The sequence below is a fragment of the Pacificispira sp. genome (assembly GCF_965228185.1).
In the GTDB taxonomy this organism is placed as follows: Bacteria; Pseudomonadota; Alphaproteobacteria; order UBA8366; family Aestuariispiraceae; genus Pacificispira.
In genome coordinates, this window is sequence record NZ_CBDDHE010000004.1 from 282,194 (window position 1) to 303,723 (window position 21,530).

The 21,530-nt window shown below is 61.5% G+C and carries 18 protein-coding genes; 8 read left to right on the plus strand and 10 right to left on the minus strand.

The window, feature by feature from the left end; all coding sequences use genetic code 11:
- Positions 1 to 22: 22 nt before the first annotated feature.
- The 5 genes from glp to ACO06O_RS09660 are packed head-to-tail and all read right to left on the minus strand — an operon-like array spanning position 23 to position 4,162.
- The gene (glp, locus tag ACO06O_RS09640) at positions 23 to 1,231 is read right to left on the minus strand and encodes a gephyrin-like molybdotransferase Glp (protein ID WP_421878780.1); all 1,209 of its coding nucleotides are present in this window, start codon (positions 1,229 to 1,231) and stop codon (positions 23 to 25) included.
- Positions 1,228 to 1,710, minus strand: a complete 483-nt coding sequence (gene moaC, locus ACO06O_RS09645; protein ID WP_421878782.1) for a cyclic pyranopterin monophosphate synthase MoaC — start codon at positions 1,708 to 1,710, stop codon at positions 1,228 to 1,230. Before moaC ends, glp begins: the two co-directional genes overlap by 4 nt.
- 3 nt (positions 1,711 to 1,713) lie before the next feature.
- A complete protein-coding gene (trpC, locus tag ACO06O_RS09650; protein WP_421878785.1) occupies positions 1,714 to 2,517 on the minus strand; it encodes an indole-3-glycerol phosphate synthase TrpC in 804 nt (267 codons plus the stop codon).
- On the minus strand, positions 2,514 to 3,560 hold the full coding sequence (trpD, locus tag ACO06O_RS09655) for an anthranilate phosphoribosyltransferase (RefSeq protein ID WP_421878788.1): 1,047 nt from the start codon (positions 3,558 to 3,560) through the stop codon (positions 2,514 to 2,516). The genes trpC and trpD overlap by 4 nt, the downstream gene beginning before the upstream one ends.
- A 26-nt stretch (positions 3,561 to 3,586) precedes the next feature.
- Positions 3,587 to 4,162 (minus strand): anthranilate synthase component II, encoded by a 576-nt coding sequence (locus ACO06O_RS09660; protein WP_421878791.1) that lies wholly within the window; start codon positions 4,160 to 4,162, stop codon positions 3,587 to 3,589.
- Positions 4,163 to 4,345: 183 nt separating this feature from the next.
- On the opposite strand from ACO06O_RS09660, the gene ACO06O_RS09665 reads away from it, so the two are divergent.
- Positions 4,346 to 5,518 carry a divergent polysaccharide deacetylase family protein gene (locus tag ACO06O_RS09665; protein WP_421878794.1) on the plus strand — a complete coding sequence of 391 codons (1,173 nt, stop codon included), beginning with the start codon at positions 4,346 to 4,348 and terminating at the stop codon, positions 5,516 to 5,518.
- Here the strand turns inward: ACO06O_RS09665 and ACO06O_RS09670 are convergent.
- The 3 genes from ACO06O_RS09670 to ACO06O_RS09680 are packed head-to-tail and all read right to left on the minus strand — an operon-like array spanning position 5,512 to position 9,528.
- The gene (locus ACO06O_RS09670; protein ID WP_421878798.1) at positions 5,512 to 6,132 is read right to left on the minus strand and encodes a pyridoxamine 5'-phosphate oxidase family protein; all 621 of its coding nucleotides are present in this window, start codon (positions 6,130 to 6,132) and stop codon (positions 5,512 to 5,514) included. The two genes, ACO06O_RS09665 and ACO06O_RS09670, sit on opposite strands and share 7 nt — an antisense overlap.
- A gap of 19 nt (positions 6,133 to 6,151) precedes the next feature.
- Entirely contained in the window at positions 6,152 to 7,660 is a 1,509-nt protein-coding gene (trpE, locus tag ACO06O_RS09675; protein WP_421878801.1) for an anthranilate synthase component I, read from the minus strand.
- Positions 7,661 to 7,662: 2 nt separating this feature from the next.
- Positions 7,663 to 9,528, minus strand: coding sequence for a SurA N-terminal domain-containing protein (locus ACO06O_RS09680; protein WP_421878804.1), 1,866 nt, complete (start codon positions 9,526 to 9,528; stop codon positions 7,663 to 7,665).
- Between the two features lie 221 nt (positions 9,529 to 9,749).
- On the opposite strand from ACO06O_RS09680, the gene tpiA reads away from it, so the two are divergent.
- The 4 genes from tpiA (at position 9,750) to kdsA (ending at position 13,676) form a co-directional block, all read left to right on the plus strand.
- A complete protein-coding gene (gene tpiA / locus ACO06O_RS09685; RefSeq protein WP_421878807.1) occupies positions 9,750 to 10,502 on the plus strand; it encodes a triose-phosphate isomerase in 753 nt (250 codons plus the stop codon).
- 136 nt (positions 10,503 to 10,638) lie between these two features.
- Positions 10,639 to 10,968 carry a preprotein translocase subunit SecG gene (gene secG, locus ACO06O_RS09690; protein WP_420416722.1) on the plus strand — a complete coding sequence of 110 codons (330 nt, stop codon included), beginning with the start codon at positions 10,639 to 10,641 and terminating at the stop codon, positions 10,966 to 10,968.
- A gap of 122 nt (positions 10,969 to 11,090) precedes the next feature.
- Positions 11,091 to 12,731 (plus strand): CTP synthase, encoded by a 1,641-nt coding sequence (locus tag ACO06O_RS09695; RefSeq protein ID WP_421878811.1) that lies wholly within the window; start codon positions 11,091 to 11,093, stop codon positions 12,729 to 12,731.
- 105 nt (positions 12,732 to 12,836) lie between these two features.
- Entirely contained in the window at positions 12,837 to 13,676 is an 840-nt protein-coding gene (gene kdsA / locus ACO06O_RS09700) for a 3-deoxy-8-phosphooctulonate synthase (RefSeq protein ID WP_421878814.1), read from the plus strand.
- Between the two features lie 123 nt (positions 13,677 to 13,799).
- Here kdsA and ACO06O_RS09705 read toward each other — a convergent pair whose 3' ends face one another.
- Complete coding sequence (locus ACO06O_RS09705) at positions 13,800 to 15,653, minus strand: hypothetical protein (RefSeq protein ID WP_421878816.1); 1,854 nt, start codon at positions 15,651 to 15,653, stop codon at positions 13,800 to 13,802.
- Between the two features lie 243 nt (positions 15,654 to 15,896).
- On the opposite strand from ACO06O_RS09705, the gene eno reads away from it, so the two are divergent.
- Positions 15,897 to 17,171, plus strand: coding sequence for a phosphopyruvate hydratase (eno, locus tag ACO06O_RS09710; protein WP_421878819.1), 1,275 nt, complete (start codon positions 15,897 to 15,899; stop codon positions 17,169 to 17,171).
- A gap of 65 nt (positions 17,172 to 17,236) precedes the next feature.
- On the opposite strand, the gene ACO06O_RS09715 is transcribed toward eno, so the two are convergent.
- Positions 17,237 to 19,429 carry an ATP-binding protein gene (locus tag ACO06O_RS09715; protein ID WP_421878822.1) on the minus strand — a complete coding sequence of 731 codons (2,193 nt, stop codon included), beginning with the start codon at positions 19,427 to 19,429 and terminating at the stop codon, positions 17,237 to 17,239.
- A 349-nt stretch (positions 19,430 to 19,778) separates the two neighbouring features.
- On the opposite strand from ACO06O_RS09715, the gene ACO06O_RS09720 reads away from it, so the two are divergent.
- Together ACO06O_RS09720 and pdhA are read left to right on the plus strand one after the other, a co-directional pair.
- Positions 19,779 to 20,099, plus strand: a complete 321-nt coding sequence (locus ACO06O_RS09720; RefSeq protein WP_421878825.1) for an FtsB family cell division protein — start codon at positions 19,779 to 19,781, stop codon at positions 20,097 to 20,099.
- A gap of 375 nt (positions 20,100 to 20,474) precedes the next feature.
- The gene (gene pdhA, locus ACO06O_RS09725) at positions 20,475 to 21,515 is read left to right on the plus strand and encodes a pyruvate dehydrogenase (acetyl-transferring) E1 component subunit alpha (protein ID WP_421878828.1); all 1,041 of its coding nucleotides are present in this window, start codon (positions 20,475 to 20,477) and stop codon (positions 21,513 to 21,515) included.
- Positions 21,516 to 21,530 lie beyond the last annotated feature (15 nt).

The following is a 21,530-nucleotide window of genomic DNA, read 5'->3' on the forward strand; positions in this document are numbered from 1 at the left end:
CATATTCAGTCGAAGAGATGCCTTAGAAAGACGAAAGGTCAATAATTTCAACGGGGTCACCGGCCTGTGCCGATCCGGCATGCGGTGCCCGCCGGATCAGACATCCGGCCGTCGCGAGACGACGCATCATGGAACTGTCCTGCCGGGAATAGGGTGTAACATGCAGGGTTCCATCCGATTCGCGTGCCAGATCGGCCCGCAGATAATCCTCCCGGCGGTCATTCTCGGGCAGCGGACCGGTCAGGACAGCCCTGGCGAATTGAGGTTCGGTATCTCCCATGCCCACAAGCTTCGCGATGGCCGGCATTCCGAACAACAGGAAACAGACCAGGGCGGAAACCGGATTGCCCGGCAGCCCCAGCATGGGCACGCCTGCCAGCATCCCGAACATCAAGGGCTTGCCGGGGCGCATCGCAATCTTCCAGAAGTCGAGTTCCAGGCCGGCCTCGCCGAGGGCGGAGCCGATCAGGTCGTGTTTGCCGACCGATGCGCCGCCGGTTGTCAGGACCAGATCATGACCGGCCGCGCCGGCGGCGATAGCGCGCAGAGCCTCCGGGTCGTCCTTCGCCACGGGCAGCAAGGTTGGCAAGCCGCCCGCCCGTGTCACGGCGGCGGCGAGGGCGGGACCGTTGGAACTGACGATCTGGTTTTCACCCAACGGATCGCCCGGTAACACGATTTCATCGCCCGTGGACAGGATCGCCACGCGCGGGCGTCTGTGCACCGTCAGCCAGGGCCGGTTCATCGCCGCCGCAAGGCCGATCGAGCGCGGTGTCATGCGATGGCCGGCCTGCAGCAGCGTATCACCCGGTTTGAAATCCAATCCGGCGGGGCGGACATAGGTGCCGAGGCTGGCGCTTTCCAGGATTCGGACCGTACCCGCGTCCTCGTCGGCCTGGGTATCCTCTTGAATGACGATCGTATCTGTCCCGTCGGGAAGGGGCGCGCCGGTGAATATCCGAACACAGCTGCCGGGCGGCACGGTGCCGTCATAGGAAGCCCCCGCGGCGACTTCCGCGACAACCTTCAAGTCCACCGGAATCATGTGCAGATCCGATGCGCGGACCGCATATCCGTCCATCGCGGACATGTCTTTCGGCGGCTGCAGCCTAAAGGCATCGAGCGGGACCGCCAGGACCCGGTCCAAGGCGTCAGCCAGGGCCACCGTTTCCGTGCCCACCGGCTTGAGGGATGCCAGAATTCTCGATCGCGCCTCCGCGACGGAGATCATGGCGCCGCCCGGTATTCGCCGGATTTGCCGCCGGCCTTGTGAACCAGATGGATATCGGTGATGTGCATGGCCTTGTCCACGGCCTTGACCATGTCATAGACCGTCAGGGCCGCGACCGACACGGCCGTCAGGGCTTCCATCTCGACGCCGGTACGGCCCTTGAGCTTGACCGTCGCCTCAATCTCCACCGCGTTGTCGGCCTCATTGAGGGTCAGGAAGACCTTCACGGAGCTCAGAGGCAACGGGTGGCACAGCGGGATCAGATCCGGGGTCTTTTTCGCCCCCATGATCCCCGCCAGCTGCGCCACCGTCAGCGGATCGCCCTTTTTGACCTTGCCGTCCCGAATGGTCGCGACGGTTTCCGGCGACATCCGAACAAGACCGCGCGCCGTGGCAGACCGTTCCGTCTCGTCCTTTGCCGAGACGTCGACCATCACGGCATTGCCCTGCGCGTCGAAATGGGTGAGGGACCCTGTCATGGATCAGGCCGCTTCTGCGCGGGACAACAGGGCGCGCGTCGCGGCCTCGACATCGTCCTGCCGCATCAGCGATTCCCCGACCAGGAAGCGCATCGCGCCGGCACGGGCCATCCGGGCCAGGTCGGCTGGGGCGTAGAGACCGCTTTCCGCCACCAGTACCTTGCCCTCGGGAACCATTGCCGACAGCTCTTCCGTCGTCTTCAGGTCAATCTCCAACGTCTTGAGATTGCGGTTGTTTACGCCAAGCAAGGTCGAGCGCAGGGTGAGGGCGCGATCCATCTCCTCGGCATCGTGCACTTCCACCAGGACATCCATCCCCAGTTCCATGGCCAGGCTTTCCAGCGTCGCGGCCATGCTGTCTTCGAGCGCGGCCATGATCAGCAGAATGCAGTCGGCGCCAAGCGCCCGGGCCTCATAGACCTGATACGGGTCCAGCATGAAGTCCTTGCGCAGAACCGGCAGATCGACCGCCGTGCGCGCGGCGGTCAGATATTGATCCTTACCCTGGAAATAGGGTTCGTCCGTCAGCACCGACAAGCATGCCGCGCCGCCCTTACGATAAGCGCGGGCCAAAGCGACCGGCGCGAAATCGGGCCGGATCAGGCCTTTCGATGGCGACGCCTTCTTGATCTCCGCGATCAACGCGTAGTCGCCAGCCTCTGCTTTCCGGCTCAACGCCTCGGCAAACCCCCGGGGCCGCGGCGCGGATTCGGCGTGCTGCCGGATTTCGGTCTCCGGAATGGCGGTTTTGCGTGCTGCAATGTGGTCCCGCTTGTCCGCGCAGATCTTGGCCAGAACGTCGCTCATTCCACGGTCTCCTTGGGGTAATCGTTGGTGACGCGGACAAGCCCGGCCAGAACGGTTTTGGCCTTGCCAGAATCGATGGTCTCCGCTGCCAAAGCGACGCCATCGCGCAGTGACGCAACCTTATCGGCGATCATCAGGGCGGCGCCGGCATTGAACAGAACAATGTCGCGATAGGCGGAGGTAGCGCCGTCCAGCAATGCCGTGATCGCCGTAGCATTCTGTTCCGGCGTTCCCCCCAGCAATTCCGAAAGCGACGCGCGGGGCAGACCGGCGTCTTCCGGGGTGATTTCGAAACAGGTGACCTTGCCGCCTTCCAGGGCCGCGACACTGGTCGGGCCGGTCGTGCTGATCTCGTCCATGCCGCTGTGGCCGTGCACGACCCAGGCACGTTCCGCCCCCAGATCACCGAGTGTTTCGGCCATCTTTTCAATGAATTCGGCACGGAAGCAGCCGATCAGATAGCGCGTAACCAGGGCCGGATTGGAGAGCGGGCCCAGAATGTTGAAGATCGTCGGGATGCCCAGTTCCATCCGGGTCGGCATGACGTTGCGGATGGCGCCGTGGTGTCGGGGCGCGGTCATGAACCCGATGCCCGCCTCGACGATCGATCGCTCGATATTGGCGAATGGGCAATCCAGATCGACGCCCAATTGCGACAGCGCGTCGGCCGTGCCGGATTTGGACGATGCGGCGCGGTTACCATGCTTCGCAATAGGCACGCCGGCCGCCGCGACGACCAGGGCGGCGGCGGTCGATACGTTATATGTCCCCAGCTTGTCTCCGCCGGTGCCGACAATATCCATTGCGTTTGCCGGCGCCTTGATGCGTTTCGCCTTGGCGCGCATCGTCTTGGCTGCACCGGTAATCTCCGAAACCGATTCCCCGCGCATCCGAAGCGCCGTCAGGAAGCCGCCCATCTGGGACGGCGTCGCATCGCCCGACATGATGATGTCGAAGGCTGTCTCGGCCTCTTGCGTCGTCAAAACGCCGCCCCCGACGACTTTCGAGATCAATTGCTTCATATCCTGCATGTCGGCTGCCATGCCGCGTATCCCCGCTACTTGACCCGTCAATTTCGTGTGCGACGGAGGAAATTCTCCAACAGATCGTGCCCGTGTTCCGACGCAATGCTTTCGGGATGGAATTGAACGCCATGGAGCGGGCGATCCTTATGTTCCATGCCCATGATGATGCCGTCCGCCGTGCGCGCCGTGACCGTGAAACAGTCCGGCAGGTTCTGCGCGGCCACTACCAGACTGTGATAGCGTGTGGTCTTTAGCGGCGTCGGCAGGCCGTCGAACAGTCCAGTCCCATCATGATCGATCTCGGACACCTTGCCATGCATCGGTGCGGGGCCGCGCTCGACGGTCGCGCCATAAGCGAAGCCGATTGACTGATGGCCCAGGCAGACGCCCAGCAGCGGGATGGAGGCCTCGGCCGCCGCCTTGATCAGGTCGACGCAGATCCCGGCCTTCGGCGGGTCGCAGGGACCTGGCGACAGGACAATGCCGCGCGGCTTCTTGGACAGACAGTCTTCGACCGAAATCTGGTCATTCCGGTGAACCTCGCACTCCGCCCCAAGTTCGCCCAGATAATGGACGAGATTGTAAGTGAAGCTGTCATAGTTATCGATCAGCAGATACATCGGCGGGCACCGTCGAAAAGGGGCCTCCGGGGCCCGGGAAAATCGCGCGTGCCGCGTTATAGCAAGGGGTGAAGGCCGCGAAAAGCGCAACGCCGCGCCAAGGCGATTGGAAGCGACGGCGGAATCCCCTATGCACGGACGGGCCCGGGACAGGCGGGCGCCAAACCGAGGATCGGACCGGTAATGGCCAGACGGCCCCAGCGGCGCAGCGGCGATGCGCGCATCAGTCACCAGGCGGCACGGACGCCCTGGTACCGGCGCGCGCGCATCGCTTTCCCGATAATCGCGGTGTCGATACTGCTGATCGGCATCGGGCTGGGCACGACGATTGGACTTTTGTTGGCACCCGGTGAGCCGACGCCCCAGGCATCCGTACCCTTGCCCGTCGGTCCCCAGGACAGCGCCGCGATGCCCGAAGGCAGCCCGCTTCCGGTGACCGCTCATGTCTCCGAATCCGCAAAGCGAATCTACGAGGAGAGCCTCCGCTCTCAACCTGAAGCGCAGCGGCCCGACCCAAACATGGCGCCGCCGGCCCCTGTTGTCCGGGCGCCGATCCCTGAAACATCGCCTATGGAAGCCCCAGCTAGCCCACCGCAGCCAGCCGTCAGCCCGCAACGCGTAGCGCCGCCGGAACGGTGGCTGGCCTTTGCCGTGCCCGCTCCCGAAGCATCGAATAGACCCATGATCGCCCTGGTTTTCGACGATCTGGGGATCGATCAGGTGCGCAGCCGGCGCACGATCGACCTGCCGGCCCCGCTGACGCTCGCCCTGTTACCCTATGGCTATAACCTGAGGGACATGGCACGGGCGGCCCGCGCTAAGGGACATGAAATCATGGTGCATGTCCCGATGGCGCCCGAGGATCTGAGCGTCGATCCTGGCCCGAACGCACTGCAGAAGGAACTTGGGCCGGCGGAGATTCTCCGGCGCCTCGATTGGGATCTCAGCCAGTTCGACGGTTACATCGGCATCAACAACCATATGGGCAGTCGTTTCACGGCCGACCGCGAGAGCATGCGGCTGGTCATCAACGAGTTGAAACGGCGGGGTTTGGTATTCATGGATTCCGTGACCACACGGGAAACGGCCGGTTATCATCTGGCAGCGGAACTTGGCGTGCCCTATGCCGTGCGCGACGTCTTTCTGGACCATGAGATCGAGCCGGACTTTATCCGGCGTCAATTGCAACGGGTCGAAGACACGGCGCGGCAACAGGGCCATGCCATTGCGATCGGCCATCCCCATGACGAAACACTGGAGGTCGTTGCGGATTGGCTGAAGACTGCCGAGGCGCGGGGCTTCGATCTGGTACCGGTTTCGGCGATCATCCGACGCCGACTGGCCGCTACTCAGTAGATTTCCCGCTTCATCCGCTCCGGGTATTCGGAATCGTAGGACGCCCCGTCGAAATCACTCTTGCTGAGCGCCTGGATCATCATCCCAGTGCTCGGCAGCGATTTTCGGTCGATCCGGGTGTCCGGGTCCCATAGCCGCGACCGGACAAGGGCCTTCTGACACTGGAAATAGATGCGGTCCACCGTAACGCGGATGACGCTGCGCGGTTCCTTGCCCTGCATCACGAAACGGGACAGCAGATCCGGGTCGATGCTGATTTCGGCCCGCCCGTTGATCCGCATCGTCTCGCCGACGCCGGGGATCAGGAACAAAAGCGAGATCCTTGGGTCACGCACAATATTGCGCAACGTGTCGATGCGGTTGTTGCCCCGCCGGTCGGGGATCAGAACGGTTTTGGCGTCCTCCACCACAACGAAGCCGGCGGGATCGCCGCGCGGCGAACTGTCCAGGCCTTCCGGACCGACGGAGGCAAGAACGACAAACGGTGCGGCTGCGATGAATGCCCGGTAATGGTCGGAGATATGGTCGATCTCCTTGACCAGGGACGTTTCCTTCGGGGTTCCGTAATGCGCTTCGAGGTCTTCCAGAGTGGTCAGGACTCGCTCGTCGCGCATGGCGGGGTCTCCCTTCGGGTCAGTTTCGTCCGGATGCGAACCGCACGGCCTCCTGGGCCGCACGGACAAGGGCCTTCGCCTTGTTGACGCATTCAAGATGTTCGGATTGCGGATTGCTGTCGGCAACGATTCCGGCCCCGGCCTGGACGATCATCTTGCCGTCCTTCACCACAGCCGTTCGCAGAGCGATGCAGGTATCCATCGACCCATCGGCGCCGAAATATCCGATGCAGCCGGCATAGATGCCGCGCCGGTCCGGCTCCAATTCCTCGATGATCTCCATTGCGCGCACTTTCGGCGCACCGGAAACCGTCCCCGCCGGGAAACCGGCCATCAGGGCGGTCAGGGCGTCTTCACCATCCTTGATGCGGCCTTCAACGTTGGAGACGATATGCATCACGTGGCTGTAGCGTTCCACGGTGAACTGGTCGGTCACATCGACCGTGCCGATCTTTGCGACGCGCCCGACATCGTTTCGGCCCAGATCCAGAAGCATGAGATGTTCGGCGCATTCCTTCGGATCGGCCAGAAGGTCGATTTCCAACGCCTTGTCTTCGTCGCGGGTCGCGCCGCGCGGGCGGGTCCCGGCGATCGGACGGATCGTGACCTTGCCGTCGCGCAACCGTACCAGGATTTCCGGACTGGAACCTACGATGGAGAAGCGCCGGAAGGCCAGGTAGAACAGGAAAGGAGAGGGGTTTGTACGTCGCAGCGCCCGGTACAGAGAGAAGGGTGGCAGGTCGTAGGGCATTTCGAATCGTTGTGACAGAACGACCTGAAAGATATCGCCGGCGAGAATGTAGTCCTTGGCCTTCGCCACCATCTCCTTATACGCTTCGGGCGTCATGTTGGAGACGGGTTCAACATCGCTGCCCTGCGCCGAGCGGAAATCCGCGCTATAGGGCAGGGGGCGCGCCAACCCGTCGCGAAGATCGGCGAGGCGCTCCAGGGCCTTCTCATAGGCCGCGGCGGCGCTTGTCTCACCATCCGGCCGGACAGGCGTCACGACCGTCACGACATCCTCGATCGTATCGAAGACCGCGACCAAGGTCGGGCGAATGAAAATTCCGTCGGGAACCTGCAGAATGTCGGTGTTCTCGTCCGGAACGTCTTCCACCAGCCGTACGCAATCATAGCCCATATAGCCGACAAGACCCGCCGCCATCGGGGGCAGGTCTTCCGGCATGTCGATCTCGCTCGCTTTATGAAGTGCGCGCAGCGAGGGCAGGGTGGGCAATGAATGGGATTCGAACGCCATCGGGTCGATCAGGGCCCGTCGGTTCACTTCCGCGCGGTCGCCGAAACAGCGCCAGATCACATCCGGCTTCAGCCCGATGAAGGAATAACGGCCCCGGATGGCACCGCCTTCCACGGATTCGAACAGGAACGCGTCGGGGCGCCCATCCGCCAGCTTCATGAAGGCCGAAACCGGCGTCTCCAGATCCGCCACAAGACGGGTATAGACGACCTGGGGCTTGCCCGCCTCGTATCGCCTTTGAAAGGTCTCAAAGTCAGGCAGGCAATCCATGATCAGCGATAGACCTGTTCGTAGACGTCAGGGTTGGTTTCGATCGTGTAGCGGTCACGCAGCGCGACGCCCAACTGTTCCACCAGATCCTGGGCCATGCCGGTGGTGACGGCATTGGCAAGGGTCTGACGGAAGGCCTCGTCCGCCGCGTCGCCGGCCGGTTTTACGCCGGTCAGACGGGCGATGATGAAGTTGTCGCCATCCGCGGCATAGGTAGCTTCTCCGACATTCAATGCGAAGATATCCCGCGCCAGAGCCTGCGGCAGGCGGTTTCCACTGGCACTGAGACCGTCACGTGCCAATTCTTCAATTGTCGCGAATTCCGCCCCCATGATCTGGGCCAGGACTGAAAGTTCGCTGCCTTCGCTCAGGCGTTCGGCGAGGATTTCAGCCCGTTTTTCGGCGGCGTCAAACAGCGCTTCCTCGCGCCAGACGTCGCTGACCTGTGCGGCAACTTCGTCATAGGAGGGGATCGCCGACGGCGTGATGGCGTCGACACGTACCATGAACATCGCGTTCGATTCGCTGGTCTCCAGGAAACTGACATCGCCGGTTTCCAGATCGAAGGCCGTGCGCAGGAATTTCAGACCGGCCGGAAGACCTTCCAGGGCATCCCCGGTGGGACCGTGACCGCTGGCATCGACGGCTTCGACGGTATGAACCTCCAGGCCGACGGATTGGGCAGCCTCTTCAAGCGACATGCCCTGTCCATAGGCGTCCTCCAGTTGCTTGCCGCGTTCAAACACTTCGTCATAGGCGCGGTCGAGTGCCAGGTCGGCGGCAAGGCTTTCGCGGACTTCTTCCAGATTGGGTTCGACGCCTTCTTCTATCGCCGTCACAACGGCAATGGACCAGCCGAACGCCCCTTCGAACGCATCGGTCGCTCCCGGCGAGTCCAGCGCGAAGGCAGCTTCGGACAATCCTTCGTTGGGCACGGCCTCTTTGGTGAACGTTCCCAGCTCGATCAGGTCGAGGTTCATCTCCTCTACCTTCACGGCGACATCCTCCGGAGGCAGGCCTTTCAGGGTCTCGGCCGCCGCGCGCGCCTCGTCCGCGGACGCGAACAATATCTGCGACAAGGTGCGGCGTTCCGGCTGCCCATAGCTGTCGCGGCGTTGTTCGAACGCATCCGTGACTTCCTGATCCGTGATTTCGATATCCCGCGCTAAAGCTTCGGGCGAAATCAGAACATAGGTCATGCTGCGCAGTTCCGGCCGGCGGAAATCTTCCTTGCGCTCTTCATAAAGCGCCTTCAACTCGTCTTCCCCGGGATTGCCCTGCGGGACGACGGCGGTAATCGGCATGACCATATAATCGACCGATCGCCGTTCGCCGAAATGATCGAACAGCATATCGACCAGGGACGGCGGCGCATCACTGCCCGATGTCACCGCGCCGATCAACTGGCTGCGCCCCAATTCCCGGCGCGCCGTTTCGACATAGGCCGCCTCATTCAGACCAAGCCGCGCCATGGCGTTTTCGAAGGCCGCGCGGCTGAAATTGCCACCGGCGCGAAACTCCGGGCGCTCTTCGATCGCGCGCCGTACCATGGCGTCGCTGGCGGTCAGGTTCTTCTCGCCCGCCTCGGCCTCATAGAGGGCGGTCGAGGCCAGGTTCTGGACGACGGATTCGGCCAACCGCAACTGGCGGGCGACTTCCGGATCCACGGCGTTCAGCCGCTGACCGCGCAGAAACCGTTGATAGGCCAATTGAAACTCCTGATAGCCGATCTCGCGGTCGCCGACCTTGGCCACGACGGTGCCGGTGCTGCCCGACGTAGTGTAATCGGCGACGCCCCAGCCCAGAAAGCTGAGGACCAGAAGCCCGAGAATGCCCTTGGCAATCCAGGAGCCCGTGGAAGTACGCATACGCTGTAGCATGATCGACCCGACGATTTCGTGACACGAATGACTTGGGCCGGCCCGCAGGCCGGAAAGCGCGCGGATCATAGAAGTGCCGCCCCGGCCCCGCAATCGATAATCCGGCGCGTTTCTGCTGGAAATCCCGGCGGTTTGACCCGATTGGCGAACGGGCCGCCGCATGGTAAACGCCCCATCGACTGTCAAAGACATGCATGGAGGCCGATGTCATGAGCCGTAAGCCCCTTATCGCCGGAAACTGGAAAATGAATGGGACGCTGGAATCCGGCGGCGCCCTGGCCCAAGCGGTAGCGGACGGAGCGGCCGATGCGGCCTGCGATCTGCTGGTCTGCCCGCCGGCGCAGCTTCTCTATCCGATCGGCCGCGCCTTGGCCGGCACCCCCGTGCAACTGGGCGCCCAGGATTGCCACGCGGAGGAGAAGGGCGCCCATACCGGGGACATCGCCGCGCCGATGCTGAGCGATATCGGCTGCAGCCACGTCATCGTCGGCCATTCCGAACGCCGGGAGAACCACGGCGAGACGGACGGCACGGTCCGCGCCAAGGCGGAAGCGGCCCATCGGGCCGGCCTGATCGCCGCGATCTGCCTGGGCGAGACCGAGGCGATCCGGGACGCCGGCAAGACCAACAGCTTCATTATCGGTCAGTTGGACGGTTCTGTCCCGGAAGGGTCGACCGCCGCAAACACCGTAATCGCCTATGAGCCCGTCTGGGCGATCGGCACCGGCCGCACACCGACCCCGGCGGAAGCGAACGAGGTTCACGCCTTGATCCGCAGCCATTTGTCGGACCGGCTTGGCGCGGACGAATGCGCCAAGCTGCGCATTCTTTATGGCGGGTCGATGAAGCCGGGCAATGCCGCGGAACTGCTGGCCCAACCGGATATCGATGGCGGGCTGATCGGCGGGGCTGCCCTGAAAGCGGAAGATTTCCTGGCCATCGCCGCCGCTGCCAAGGGCTGACACCTCCCGGACAGCGCACCGCAAGGCAATACGATTGGGGCTTTAAATCGCGGCAATGACGGGTTACATACCCGCCGTGCCGCGACGGTCCGACCGGACCGGCGCCGCGAATTCTTGAACAGAAGGCGACAACGCCATGGAAAACATTCTTCTGGTCGTTCACCTGATCATTGCCATCGCCTTGGTGGCGGTCGTGCTGCTGCAGCGTTCCGAAGGCGGCGCGCTCGGCATGGGCGGCGGCTCGGCCGGTGGCGGTATGGGGATGTTTTCCGCGCGCGGTGCCGCGAACGCGCTGACCCGAACGACGGCAATCCTCGCCGTGTTGTTCCTCGGGACCAGCCTCGCCCTGGCCATTCTGGCCGGCGGAGGGCGCCAAGCCGAATCGATTTTCGATTCGTCGCAGCCTGCCGCCACCGACTCGGCCCCCGTAAACGATGGTTCGCCGGCGGTGCCGACGACGGAGTGACGGCGTAATTCATAGAGAAATCAAGGAAGGCGGCGCAGGTGCCGCCTTCTTCTTTGACCCGGCCCTGCATGAGGGCGCGATCAGACTTGTCAGAAAACAGCCAAAGGATACAGTGACCTCCCATGTCGGCACGATACATCTTCATTACGGGCGGCGTGGTTTCCTCTCTCGGGAAAGGATTGGCGTCGGCGGCGTTGGGCGCGCTTCTGCAGGCACGCGGCTATAAGGTCCGTCTGCGGAAACTCGACCCGTATCTGAATGTCGATCCCGGGACGATGAGCCCCTATCAGCACGGCGAGTGTTTCGTCACCGACGATGGGGCGGAAACCGATCTGGATCTCGGTCACTACGAACGTTTCACCGGTGTCCCGGCCCGGCAATCCGACAACGTGACCACCGGCCGGATCTATTCCGACGTCATCGCCAAGGAACGCCGTGGCGATTATCTGGGCGGGACGGTCCAGGTCATTCCCCATGTAACCGACGCGATTCGCGAATTCGTCCTGTCCGACGTGACGGACGAGGATTTCGTTCTGTGCGAAATCGGCGGCACGGTCGGCGATATCGAGGGCCTGCCCTTCCTGGAGGCCATTCGTCAGCTCGGCAACGAATTGGGACGCGGCCGGGCCTGTTACGTCCATTGTACCTTGCTGCCCTATATCGGCGCGGCCGGTGAATTGAAGACCAAGCCGACCCAGCACTCGGTGAAGGAACTGCTGTCGGTCGGGATTCAGCCGGACATCCTTCTGTGCCGTGCCGAACGCGAAATTCCGCAGAGCGAAAAGCGCAAGATCGCGCTGTTCTGCAACGTCAAGGAAAGCCGCGTCATTCCAGCCCTGGACGTCGACACGATCTATGCCGTGCCGCTGACCTATCACCGGGAAGGCCTGGACGTAGAAGTCCTGCGCTATTTCGACCTGATGGAAGACGGCAAGGAAGAGGATATCGACCTGTCCCGCTGGACCGACATCACGCGGTCCGTGCGTGCGCCGGAAGGCGAGGTGACAATTGCCGTGGTCGGTAAGTACACGGTCCTGCTGGACGCCTATAAATCCCTGGCGGAAGCCCTGGTCCATGGCGGCATCGCCAACAATGTCCGGGTCAAGCTGAACTGGGTGGAATCGGAAATCTTCGAACGCGACGATCCGGTCCCGTATCTGGAAAACGTCCATGGCATTCTGGTGCCGGGCGGCTTCGGCGAACGGGGTGCGGAAGGCAAGATCGCGGCCTGCCGTTTCGCCCGGGAACGGAACATCCCGTATTTCGGTATCTGCTTCGGCATGCAGATGGCGGTGATCGAGGCGGCGCGCAATCTGGCCGGTATCGAAAACGCGTCTTCGACCGAATTCGGCCCGACGAAGGAACCGGTCGTCGGTCTGCTGACCGAATGGAAACGCGGCAACCGGGTCGAGACCCGCAATGCCGACGACGACATGGGGGGCACCATGCGCCTCGGCGCCTATCCTTGCGTGATCGAGGACGGGTCTCATGTCCACCGGATCTATGGCGAGCGGCATATTCAAGAACGCCACCGCCACCGGTACGAGGTCAATGTCGGCTATCGCGAGAAGCTGGAATCCACGGGGCTGAAATTTACCGGCATGTCGCCCGACGGCGTGCTGCCGGAAATTGTCGAGCGCGAGGATCATCCGTGGTTCGTCGGAGTCCAGTTCCATCCGGAACTGAAGTCCAAACCCTTCGCTCCGCATCCGCTCTTCGCCGGCTTTATCGAAGCCGCGGTCAAAATCAGCCGCTTGGTCTGATCTGAAGAGTTTTGATTGCCTGAACGGGCGACGGAGGCTTTGCGCCACCGCCGCCCGTATGGCATTTACGGACGCATTCGAGACACCTGACACAGGGATGGCATCATGACGGCGCAGCACACAGTCACGCTCGGTTCCTACAAGATCGCGAACGACCAGCCGTTTACCCTGATCGCCGGTCCGTGCCAGATGGAAAGCCGCGACCATGCGCTGGATATGAGCGGCGCATTGAAGGAAATCTGCGGCCGCCTGAACATCAATCTGATCTACAAGACCAGCTACGACAAAGCCAACCGGACCTCCTTGAAAGGCCAGCGCGGCCTGGGCATGGAAAAGGCCATGGCGGTGTTCGAAGATGTCCAGAAGATCCATGGCCTTCCGGTGCTCACCGATGTTCATGAGCCGGGCCATTGCGCCGAGGTGGCCAGCGTCGTCGACGTGCTGCAGATTCCGGCCTTTCTGTGCCGACAGACCGACCTGCTGGTCGCCGCCGCCAAAACCGGGAAGATCGTCAATGTGAAGAAGGGGCAGTTTCTGGCCCCCTGGGACATGAAGAATGTCGTCGCCAAGATCGTCGACAGCGGCAATCCGAACGTCATGGTCACCGAGCGCGGCGCCAGCTTTGGTTACAACACGCTCGTAACCGATTTCCGCGGTCTCCCGACCATGGCCGAACAAACCGGCATGCCGGTTGTTTTCGACGCCACCCATTCGGTGCAGCAACCGGGCGGGCAGGGCGCGTCCTCTGGCGGCCAGCGCGAATTCGTCCCGGTCCTGTCCCGAGCCGCCGTCGCCGTCGGCGTCGCTGCCCTGTTCATGGAAACGCACCAGGACCCGGATAACGCCCCATCCGACGGGCCCAACATGGTGCCGATCGATCAGATGGAAGCGCTGCTGGCAAAGCTGCAGGCCTACGATGCGGTCACCAAAGGGGCCGTTGCCTGAAACTATCCCTTAGGCTTCATTGAGAAATTCGCCGTGCAGTTGGTGATCGATGGCGCGTCTATGCGACCGTCATCGAAATGCCCGCTAAATTGAACATCACTCATAAAATTTACGCACAAATTACTAAATACCATGAAGTTCAAAGGTCGCAGAGCAGGCGGGTAATGCGGAGCTGAACAAACGACCTTTTAACGTTTTGTCGTCAATAATTCCTGTGACATTCAGATTTATTTCGGAATCTGGTCCTTTATACTTTCCTTCTATCTTGTTTGCGGAAATTGTTCCTTCGAACGGTATGGACCTTCCGTCCCGGTTTCGCCGTACCTCGCCTCGAAAGCTGACCGCGTCGGTTCGCATGGTGATCACTTGAGGGGCGGTGTCCTTGCAGAACAACCACCCGTACTCTACGCGACTGCCATCCCCCACGACCGTGCCACGCCATTTTCGGCTGGCGCCATCTGCGGACTGCGTCTGGGAAACCAATGTCGGGCCGCCCATCGCGTAGCGCGGGTCGTCCGTGGTTACGGTGAAGTCGGCGCCGCAACCATTCCAGGCCGCCCCCGAGAAAGTGCCCGATATCGCGTCCCCGCGCCGCCTCGCGGTGAATACGAACTTAGACATAAAGCCATTGGTATCGGCAAGTTGCCCGGTAAGGACGTCTCCCTTTAGCGTGCCGTGCAGTTTCGCGATCTTCCCATCGGCCGCACGAACGAGTTGGCCCGACACATCTGGACCGTCAATCGTTAATGTAAGGGCGCTTGCCTCCCGCACATCGCAGAACTCGCCATAGTTCTTGATAGTACTATTCGGTACGGCCTTGCCTTGCCAAACCGTCGGGCCACTGACGGGTGCTGGCCCGGTCTGCTGCGTAGGGGCCATTGCGGTTTCCGCCAGTGGCATCGATTCGTGCGTCGGCGGCGCGACTTCAGGCTGCTGCAGAGCCGCAGTGGCCGCTTGGTTCGGCGCGGAGGACCGGACCTCGAATGTCGCGCTGCAATCGTTCGCGAATTTCTTATAGATCTGACCGGTGATGTTCTGACCGTCGATCCGACCGGTAAGGGTGAAGGGATGGTGTGGCTCAACGGCGTCAAACAGCTTGCCCGTAAGCGTTTCACCGGAGATCTTACCCTCGATCTTGGAAGTTTGGCCGTCCATCGCGCGGATCAATTCACCGGTGAAGACACCGTCGCCTAGGCGCAGAACCAGCCTGTTACTTTTGGCTTCATCACAGAATTCGTTCTCGAACTTGCTATTCGGTTGACCGACTGCCGTTCCCCGCCAGGTATTCGGCGCATCGGCCGGGGCTGCCGCGACCTGCGCAGTGCTCGGCGTCCCGTTCTGGGTCAGCGGCGCGACCGCCGGCCCGGGTTCCGTCGCGGTTCCGGCCCAGACGGCGTCTTCGTATTGCGCCTGCGCGAACTTGACGAGCCGGTTGTGGCGGAAGATGGCTTCCTGCGTCAGCAGGCCGTTGGGGTGGGCCTCGACGAAGGCGCGGTAACCGACAATCGTGCTCTGCGATACGGCCGTCTTCCAAGCGTCGCGTTCGGTGTCCGAAAGCGCTTGGTTAAACGCTTGAACCGATTCCGCGCGACCGTCCTCCGTCTCCAGACCGAAGGCGATCCAATCCAGATTCTCCGGCACAAGGACGGCCTCGTAGCCACGATTGGCGAGACAGGAGCCCAAGGCAGTTTCGATAGAATCTTCGCGGGCGTTGGACACGGCAATGGCGCCGACAATACCGCCCAGCAGAAAGCCCGCGGCTGCGTAACCCGCATTCGAGCTCTTCGCGTCATCGCGCTGGTCGTAGCAGGCGTTCAGGTCGACGATCTGGGCCCCGGCCGGTTTCTCCGCATTGAAGAAAAAGCGCGGGCGTTCCTCGTCCGTTGTGGGGCTGCTGCCACCGTTGTTGGTTTGACAGCCGGATAGAGAAACCGCCGCCACTACCGCCGTCGCGCAGAGCGCCCGAAGCTTGCTCATGAAATTGCCCACCCCAACCGAATTCACGCCAAAAGTTCGTCAAACAGGCCCTGCCACACGATCAGGGACTGGACAGCCTTTGCCTTCGTTCGGAGGTATCGAAAACATACAGGATATGCAATTCATAATCGTCCCGGAACGGCAGTGCATGAGCGGGGAGCGGCCATTGTCTCGCCACCCATTGCGCGGTATAGACCGCGCGACATTGATTCGTCAGCCGCCAAAGAAGGAGCGCACGAGCCCATGACCGCCATCATCGATATCCATGGCCGCGAAATTCTGGACAGCCGGGGCAATCCCACGGTTGAGGTCGAAGTTACGCTCGAGGACGGATCGTTCGGCCGCGCCGCGGTGCCGTCGGGCGCGTCGACCGGCGCCTATGAAGCCCACGAACTGCGCGACGGCGGGTCCCGTTACGGCGGCAAGGGCGTGCTGCAAGCCGTTGAGGCGGTGAATACCGAACTGTTCGATCTGCTGGTCGGCAACGAGGCCGAGGAACAGGTCCTGATCGACCGCGCGATGATCGCGCTGGACGGGACGGATACCAAGAGCCGTCTGGGCGCCAACGCGCTACTGGGTGCCTCCTTGGCCGTCGCGAAGGCCGCCGCTGCCGCCGCAGCGCTGCCGCTTTACCGCTATGTCGGCGGTGCCTTCGCCAGCCGGCTGCCGGTTCCGCTGATGAACATCGTGAATGGCGGCGCCCATGCCGACAATCCGATCGACATTCAGGAATTCATGATCATGCCGGTAGGCCAGGATCGCTTCGCCGACGCGCTGCGGTGTGGGGCCGAAATCTTTCAAAGCCTGAAAGGCCAACTGAAGCAGGCAGGCCACAATACGAATGTCGGGGACGAGGGCGGTTTCGCCCCGAACCTGTCGTCTGCGACCGAGGCCCTGGATTTCATCATGAAGGCGATCGAGGCGGCCGGGTACAAGGCGGGCAGCGACGTCGTCCTGGCGCTCGACTGCGCCTCCACCGAATATTTCAAGAACGGCGTCTACGATCTGGCTGGCGAGGGCAAGAAACTGACCCCGGACCAGCATGTGGATTATCTGAAGGCCTTGGTCGGCGCCTATCCGATCGCGTCGATCGAAGACGGCATGGCCGAGGATGACTGGGACGGATGGGCCGCGCTGACCGAGGCGGTTGGCGACAGTTGCCAATTGGTCGGTGACGACCTGTTCGTTACCAATCCCACGCGCCTGCGCGATGGCATCGACCGCGGCGTCGCGAACTCCATTCTGGTCAAGGTCAACCAGATCGGGACGCTGACCGAAACCTTGGAAGCGGTCGAAACCGCCCATAAGGCCAGCTATACGGCGGTCATGTCGCACCGATCGGGTGAAACCGAAGACGCGACGATTGCCGATCTGGCGGTCGCCACGAATTGCGGTCAGATCAAGACGGGTTCGCTCAGCCGGTCGGACCGGTTGGCGAAGTACAATCAGCTTCTGCGGATCGAGGAAGAACTGGATACGGCGGCGGTCTACGACGGATCGGCCTTCGTACGCGTCTGATGCGCGGCACAATGTGACAGGAAAGGGGCGGCCTTGGAAGGCTGCCCTTTTTCTTTTGGGGATTGTTAGGCCGGGGCAGGGGCGGAATTGCCGGCGGGATCGGGGGCACCGCCTGGCAAAACGACCGTAACCGTTGTCCCGACACCCAGTTCGCTTTCGATTTCCAGGCGGCCGCCATGGGCAAGGACAAGGGCGTTGGCGATCGACAGCCCCAGTCCCCAGCCCTCCTGACTTTCATAGGCATTTTCCCGGCCGCGTTCGAACGGTTCCTTGATGACCGCCAGCCGGTCCGGCGCAATGCCTGCCCCTGTATCCGTCACCCTGATTCTCGCCCCATCGGGGGTGCGTGTCAGTATCAGGTCAATGCGGCCATCCTTGGGCGTGAACTTCACGGAATTCGACAGAAGGTTCAGAAGAATTTGTTTCAGGGCCCGCGGGTCGGCATTCAGCTTTGGAAGGTCGTCAGCGACATCTACCTCGACGCGCAATGACTTCTCGCTGGCCTTGGGCAGGATCGCCTGCAGGCAATCGCGAACGAACGGCGTAGAATCAAAGTGAGATTTCTCAACCGTCGCCTTTCCGGATTCTATCCGTGCCATATCGAGAAGATCGTTTACCAGTTCCAGCAGGTAACGCGCGCTGGAATGGATATCCTTGGCATACTCCTCGTATTTGCCGGTTGCCGGCGGGCCGAAATACTGATTGGCCAGTACGTCCGAGAACCCGATGATCGCGTTGAGGGGCGTTCGCAACTCGTGGCTCATCGTGGCTAGGAAATGGGACTTCGTCCGGTTAGCGCGTTCGGCTTCCACCAGGGCGCGATCCCGGACATCCTGCGCGCGGATTTCGTCGGTGATGTCGGTACCGGACCCGCGGTAACCGACAAAGCGCCCATCGGCGTCATATACCGGCTTTCCGCTTGTGCTCATCATATGATTGGTGCCGTCGCCCCAGGGGATGAGATAGCGAAAGTCACGGAAAGATTCCCGATTTTCCAACGCTTTAAGATGGTCGCGCCACTTCTCGCCATGAATGTCTTCCGTGGTGATATCCTGTCTGCGATGTCCGGTTACCTCACTTAGATTGAAGTTCAATATGCCACTGCTGCGCTTCGAGAAGTAAGTGAAACGATGATCCGCATCGGTTTCCCAGAACCAATCTGAAGACACTTCGGCATAATCCCGAACACGCTCCTCCGACTCGGTACGTGCCTTCAATTCGCGGTTCAGTGCTTCGGTCCTCTGTTCCACCGTGCGCGCCAGATCGGCATTCGCTTGGACCAGGATGCGGTGCCGCATGCGGAAGACGACGATTGTCGTGCCGACGAGCCCGATCAGGAGTGCCATGACCGCGCCCAACAGAATTTCGCGGCGCGATCCCAGGGAGGCGTTGACCTCTCCATCGGGGGCCGACAGAGCCAGGACTATCCGTCGTTCACCCAGCAGGACGGTGTCCCAGGCGATCAGTTTGCGGGATTCGGCGCCCCCTCGCTGGACGGTGAAACGATACTCGCTCTTCCCTGATTCCTCGGAAACAAGCCGGCGGTCGAGGTCCAGCAGGTTTGGATATTTGTCATGCATGCCGTCGAATACGCTTCGGCCGATGATCTCGGTTTCATGGTCGTATACGATCCGTCCTTGGCCATCCAAAGCGTATCCCGCGCCATACAGGCCAAATCTCAGCGGCGCGACATAAAGATCCAAAAGCATGCGAAGGTCGATCGCGACCACCAACCAAGCCTGCATTCCTTGATATTCCGGTGATCGGTTCAGACTTACCACCAGTCCGGCAATCTGATGATCCTGTGTCAGATAGAAATCCGGATACTGAACGGGAAAGTCGGCATCGAACGGCGCCGCCTGACAGAACTGACGCATCGCTTCGGCCAAGCCCGGGCTGGACGCCACATCGGACCAGCGGGCCGACGGCTTGTCAGACTGACCGACATACAAGTTGACCGCCAGCACCTCCGGCCGTTTCAGAATACGGTCCATGGTCGGATCGATCCTGGGACCGCTGATATCCGCGGCGACCCAACGCATGTCGGATGTCGCGTCCAACAGGAATCCGACGATCTGCCCCAGATGATTTTCCAAACCACGCTTGCCCAGGGAAACCTGGGACAATTGCTGTTCGTTGAACAGATCCTCGTGATACCGTCTGGTGGTCTGATCCGCCCAATAGGCCACCGTACCGAAACTGGCAATCAGAATCAGCCATACCACCGCCACATACAAGATCAGCCGCTTGCTTCGCATCGGCCGGTCAGTTCGCGCCGCCACGCATATGGACCGGACCCGCCCGGTGGATGTCGAAATTCATAATAGCCTGCCCCATCTGCCAGTACTGGCTCTTCATCGTCCAGTTAATCAGGTCTCCGGTAAACAACTGATTAACTTACGAAGATACCGACAACCAAAAAGGGTTCGGAAAAATCGCTTCGGTTGTCCGGACAACCCACTACAAGTCGAGGGTACCACAAGTGGTTGGGTGCGGGCGGCCCGGCGTAGGCAATATCTGCCCCGTCAGGTGGGAATTTTTTGCCGCTAAGTCATTGAAAATATTGCCCATTGACGCGGACTCGCCTTCGTGATTCAAGAAGGGGCTATGTCTGTGCTCGCTGAACTCAGAAGGCGGTCTCGCGCCATTGGGCTCCCGGCTCTCGGAGCCTGCGTCCTTGCGTATTTTGCCTACCATACGGTTCAGGGCGATCGCGGGCTGCTGGCACTGATGCGTCTGTCCAACGAGGCGGAGAAGGCGCAATTGGCGCTCGACCGGCTGCGCGGCGAACGGTTGTCGTTGGAACACCGGGTCTCGTTGCTGGACAAGCGCAGCCTTGATCTCGACATGCTGGAAGAGCGTCTCCGGTTGGATTTGCAGAAGCTGCGCGAAAACGAAATCGTCATTTTCCTGCCGAACCAATCCTGAATTTCGATGGGGTTGCATAGAATCCCGGCCGGAGTTGTGCCGTGGTCCTTTGCTGCGCTTGCGATGCTGCATTGCGCAAAACAAATCGCTATCAATGAATTCAACTAAAATCCAGTTAACTGTCATTTTATTGAGACAAATCAATAATTTGCCGTACCTATTGATTAACGAAAGAAAACCGGTTACCGCTTGCGACAACGGCGCAGGGGCTGGACCGGGGAACCTTCCGGACCAAATACCTGTCATAAATTCAATGTCGATCCGCTGACGGATGGTCCGTTCGATCGGCAGCGTGGGGTTAACCGACCGACCCGCGGATCAGGCTATGGCATGCCATGGCGGATCTCGTAACGGGCGGCAACAGGGGAACGACCGATGGCGAAAAAGGCTACCGCCAAGCGCGCGGCCAAGAAATCCGCGTCCAAGTCCGCTCCGGCTCGCAAAGCGGCCGCAGGCAAGGACGAGCTTCTGAACTATTACAAGAACATGCTCCTGATCCGCCGTTTCGAAGAGAAGGCGGGTCAATTGTATGGGATGGGCCTGATCGGGGGCTTCTGCCACCTGTATATCGGGCAGGAAGCCGTCGTGACCGGCATGCAGGCCGCCAGCAAGGAAGGCGATGCGGTCATCACCTCCTACCGCGACCATGGCCATATGCTGGCAACGGGCATGGACCCGAAAGGCGTCATGGCGGAGCTGACCGGCCGGGAAGGCGGCTATTCCAAGGGGAAGGGCGGTTCCATGCACATGTTCTCCAAGGAAAAGCATTTCTACGGCGGGCACGGCATCGTCGGCGCGCAAGTGCCGCTGGGGACCGGGATCGCCTTCGCCATGAAGTACAATGACACGGACAATGTCTGCATGGCCTATACCGGCGACGGTGCGGTCAATCAGGGTCAGGTGTACGAGGCGTTCAACATGGCGGCGCTCTGGAAGCTGCCGGTCATCTACGTCATCGAAAACAACAAGTACGGGATGGGGACGTCGGTCGAACGTATTTCCGCTTCCGGCGCCAATCTGCACGATCGCGGCAAGGCCTATGGCATCCCCGGCGACGAGGTCGACGGCATGGACGTCCTGGCCGTTCGCGAAGCCGGCGAGCGGGCGATGGAACACTGCCGCGCCGGAAAGGGCCCCTATATCCTGGAAATGAAGACCTATCGCTATCGCGGCCATTCCATGTCCGATCCGGCCAAGTATCGGTCGAAGGAAGAGGTCAACAAGGTGCGTTCCACCTCCGATCCGATCGACCGGGTTAAGGCGCTTCTTATCGACGGCGGTCATGCCTCTGAAGACGATCTGAAGGAAATCGACAAGTCCGTGAAGGCGGTCGTTTCCGAAGCGGCTGATTTCTCGCAATCCAGTCCGGAGCCGGATCCGTCCGAACTCTGGACCGACGTCCTCATCGACGCTTGATCGCAGCGCCTCGGA